Origin of the sequence: Armatimonas sp., from assembly GCF_043760365.1 — a bacterium.
Lineage (GTDB): Bacteria > Armatimonadota > Armatimonadia > Armatimonadales > Armatimonadaceae > Armatimonas.
Map to the genome: position 1 here is coordinate 1 of NZ_JAYUPA010000798.1, position 3,315 is coordinate 3,315.

At 51.9% G+C, this 3,315-nt stretch carries 5 protein-coding genes; 3 read left to right on the top strand and 2 right to left on the bottom strand.

The features are described 5' to 3' along the window. Together ACH2EH_RS19295 and ACH2EH_RS19300 are read right to left on the bottom strand one after the other, a co-directional pair. The coding region (locus ACH2EH_RS19295) for a hypothetical protein (protein ID WP_395144214.1) at positions 1 to 297 on the bottom strand (297 nt) is incomplete at its 3' end. A 33-nt stretch (positions 298 to 330) separates the two neighbouring features. Further along, positions 331 to 510: a hypothetical protein gene (locus tag ACH2EH_RS19300; protein ID WP_395144216.1), complete on the bottom strand. Its 180-nt coding sequence runs from the start codon at positions 508 to 510 to the stop codon at positions 331 to 333. 202 nt (positions 511 to 712) lie between these two features. Between ACH2EH_RS19300 and ACH2EH_RS19305 the strand changes: the two genes are divergently transcribed. From ACH2EH_RS19305 to ACH2EH_RS19315, 3 genes are all read left to right on the top strand, one after another. Continuing rightward, positions 713 to 1,816 carry an RHS repeat-associated core domain-containing protein gene (locus ACH2EH_RS19305; RefSeq protein WP_395144218.1) on the top strand — a complete coding sequence of 368 codons (1,104 nt, stop codon included), beginning with the start codon at positions 713 to 715 and terminating at the stop codon, positions 1,814 to 1,816. 19 nt (positions 1,817 to 1,835) lie between these two features. Next, a complete protein-coding gene (locus ACH2EH_RS19310) occupies positions 1,836 to 2,513 on the top strand; it encodes a hypothetical protein (protein WP_395144220.1) in 678 nt (225 codons plus the stop codon). Positions 2,514 to 2,896: 383 nt separating this feature from the next. Further along, positions 2,897 to 3,271: a hypothetical protein gene (locus tag ACH2EH_RS19315; protein ID WP_395144222.1), complete on the top strand. Its 375-nt coding sequence runs from the start codon at positions 2,897 to 2,899 to the stop codon at positions 3,269 to 3,271. Positions 3,272 to 3,315 lie beyond the last annotated feature (44 nt).

The window sequence follows — 3,315 nt, forward strand, 5'->3', positions numbered from 1 at the left end:
GCCCTTGGCCGTCTCTTGGGCGCTCTCGGCGGTCTTGAGGCTCACCAGCGCACTCTGCGAGCCTGCCAGCCGCGCCGCATCCACCCCGCGCGTAGCCAGCGCCGCCGCCACGGTCGGGCTGTCGCCTACTGTGTGCAGGAACTTTTCCGCCGCCAAGATCAGCCCCGCCAGCGCCTTGGGTGTGCTCCCCACGATCCCTAGGCTCGTCAGGAGCGCCTTATCCCCTACCAGCCGAGCGCGGTCCACACAGCCCTGGTAGGCAACCCGCAGCGCCTCCACCGCCGCGCTCTGCGCCACGCTCGCGCTGGCCTTGCGCCCTGCTACTTCGTCCTAGTGCGCCACGGCCTGAACCGCCGCGCTCAAGAGCCCCTGTCCTGCCTGAAGCTGCGCTAGAGTAAAACCGACGCTGGTGAGGCCATTCTGAATCTCACTATCGGCAATCGCGTTGTCAATAAGAAGCCTTGCGGCCTCTAGCCTCGTTGCAATCTGCAATTTTGTCAATATGGGCATACTATCAAACCTCCTAAGCCATTTAGATAGCTTTCTAAGGAAAAAGTTACACTTGCTCTAAGGAAATTGTCGCTTCCTCCGCTTTTTCCCTACGATGCTCCGCTCCCTCCCCTGCCTTCCGGAGCATTCTTCCTGCCTCCTCTAAGAAAAATAGAGCATTCTTCGTCATCTCTTTGCCTTTCTGGTAGAATCTTCTCACGTCATGCGCCGCTTCCTCTGCCTGCTCCTCGCCCTCGTCCAGGTACTTCCCAGCCTGGGTGCCGCTGCGCCCCGGCACAGCGACTCGTGCCCGCAGTACGGCCCGGTGAGCATGGCCGACGGCGTGGTGATGAGCGAGAACCATCAGTACCTGGTGGACACGAGCCAGCCGTACGCCGAGGTGATCCAGGAGCGTGCGTGGGCAACGGATGGGGCGGGCCTCTCGCTGGATGGCATCGCGCAGGTCTACCGCTACGACATCGGGCTGGATCGTCTGCACTACTTCAAGTACCAGATGCCCATCAACGGCCCGCCGTCGCTCGGCTCTCCAGTCCTGAGCGAGTGGCTTCTCTCCGATGGCCTCGGCAGCACGCGTGCGCTGGTGGGCGACTCTGGCTCTGTGGTGGATGAGTTCGGCTACAACGACGCCTTCGGGATTCCCTACCGCGTGACTGCAAATGGCGGTGGTCGCGCGGTTGCGCCTCCTGGCTTCTTCCTGAATGGTCAGCAGTGGGATGGGGGTAGTGGCTGGGGTGGTGCGGGGACGATCTGGAGTGGGTCGCCTGCCTTCAATAGTGGAGAGGGGCTGTACTTTAACCGCGCCAGGTACTACCAGCCGGGACTGGGACGCTTTGTCGGCGAAGATCCTGACAAAGGAAATTTATTCGAGGCTTCGACATTACATCGTTACTTATATGCTGGTAATGATTCAGTAAATCATATTGACCCAAGCGGTGAATTCACTCTTTCAGGGACAATGCAAACAGCATTGATAGCTAATTCCCTCGCAATGTTATCAGGAGGAATCACGAATGTGGCCTTTGATTTTACAATGTCTAAACTTTTCAGCACTACGTATAGTGCTCAGGATGCGTTAGTATCATTTGGGCTTGGAGCTGTCACTGAAGGTGCTGTCGTTGGAATAGCAGGTTCATTTCCTTACGGGTACGATACCTCGGGGCTTGCCCCGTTCACCGGTTTGAAAACTCGCGACTCTTTCAGGAGTCGCGGTTTCGGACTATCGGCTCTCAGGCCGACTACCTTGTCGGTGATACTTCGGGGCTTGCCGCGGGGTCTGTTCATTAAAAATCGGAGCAAAAATATTTGAAAAATTAGCAAATAGTCATTTGTTTGTTCATTGGGTCAAGGGAGGGTTTGATATTGCTAAAACAATAGATGGTTCAAGAAGATGGGCGACAATAATTCCTGAAGTAAAAGGTCTATGGTCTGTCTTGGTTGGCGGAAGTGTGGATAAAGTAGCTTTAAGATTCCCCACCCGAGAAAAGTCATGGAAAAAGATCGCGAGTTGGGTTAGTTGGGTAATGAAAGAAGGAGAAACTCATGGAATAATCGGAAAGGCCTTGCAAGAGTATATGCCAGCATTTTATCCGAATTTTTGGACGTGGTATAAAGGATTTATGGGGCAAAAATACGCGCAATCTTGGAAAAAATGTCGCTCGCCGGAGCAAGCTCCGGGGTATCTCTCGGAAGGCTTCGGCCTGAGAGCCGAAGCTCAAGGGGAACAGGGCATCCTGAGAGATGCCCAGACGTTCCAAGCGGATGCGGAGCAAGCTCCGGGGAATGTACCCGTCCGCGATTCATGGGCTCTTAGGGAATTAAATGATGTTGGATTAGGATGGCAGTCTCTTTGGGAGGGGGTAGTTTCTGTTGCCTCTATTAGAATCATATTGCAAGAATTCCCAACCTTGGAAACACCATTTTTCGAGCCTTGGAATAAAAATAAATCTGAAACGAGCACGTCATACGAAACTTTTGAAGATTTTGTTTATGGCAATGATGATTGATATTGAACATATGGAAAGAGGATGTGCGTGAAAAATATTAAATCGTTAATTGTAATATTTATTGGGATTGTAGCTATTGCAATCTCACTAATTATTTTGTTTTCTATTATATATATTATAAATTTTAAGATATTTTATATTGAAAATAATTCAATAATTTCAATCATGTTATCTTTGCTATGTTTGTATTTATACAAGCACGTTGCTTTTTATATTATTAAATTTATAAGCATGAAAAAAGGTTGAGGGAATTATTGAGAGGAAGTTATCGTATTCATCATTTGGCTTCCTCAATAGAGAGCGGAGCCCTGTGTTTAACACCGAGGAGCTCACTGTGTGAACTGGTACAGATGTCTGGCGACAAAGTTCGGTGGAAAAGAGTCATGACCATGCTGTTTAGCTTTCTTGGAATTATAGCCCTAAATACCCCACCTAAAGCTCTGAGTGCCCCCTACAGTCAGTCAACGGCAAGCATTCAAAGTCGCGACCTCTCGTACTCTACCCAGGTGACGGTGAATCTCACTGTCGCCCGCGAGCCACGCCCGAAAGCGCCTGACGATCCCAACGTCAAAACTCCAAAGAGCAAAGAGGAAACCACTCGTCCCGCGCCTCAGGCTCCCCCCGCGCCTCTGATCTCGCGCAGCTTCACAGGCCGCGTTATCCTCCGGCCACCGGGTAGCGCCCTCATCACTGTAAACGACGAAAAGCGCGTCGAGCGCCAACGCCTCATCATCAACGCCCAGACCGCTGTCCTCTAGCAAGCCCCCACACGCCAAGGACAGCCCAGCCTCTACAAAGAATT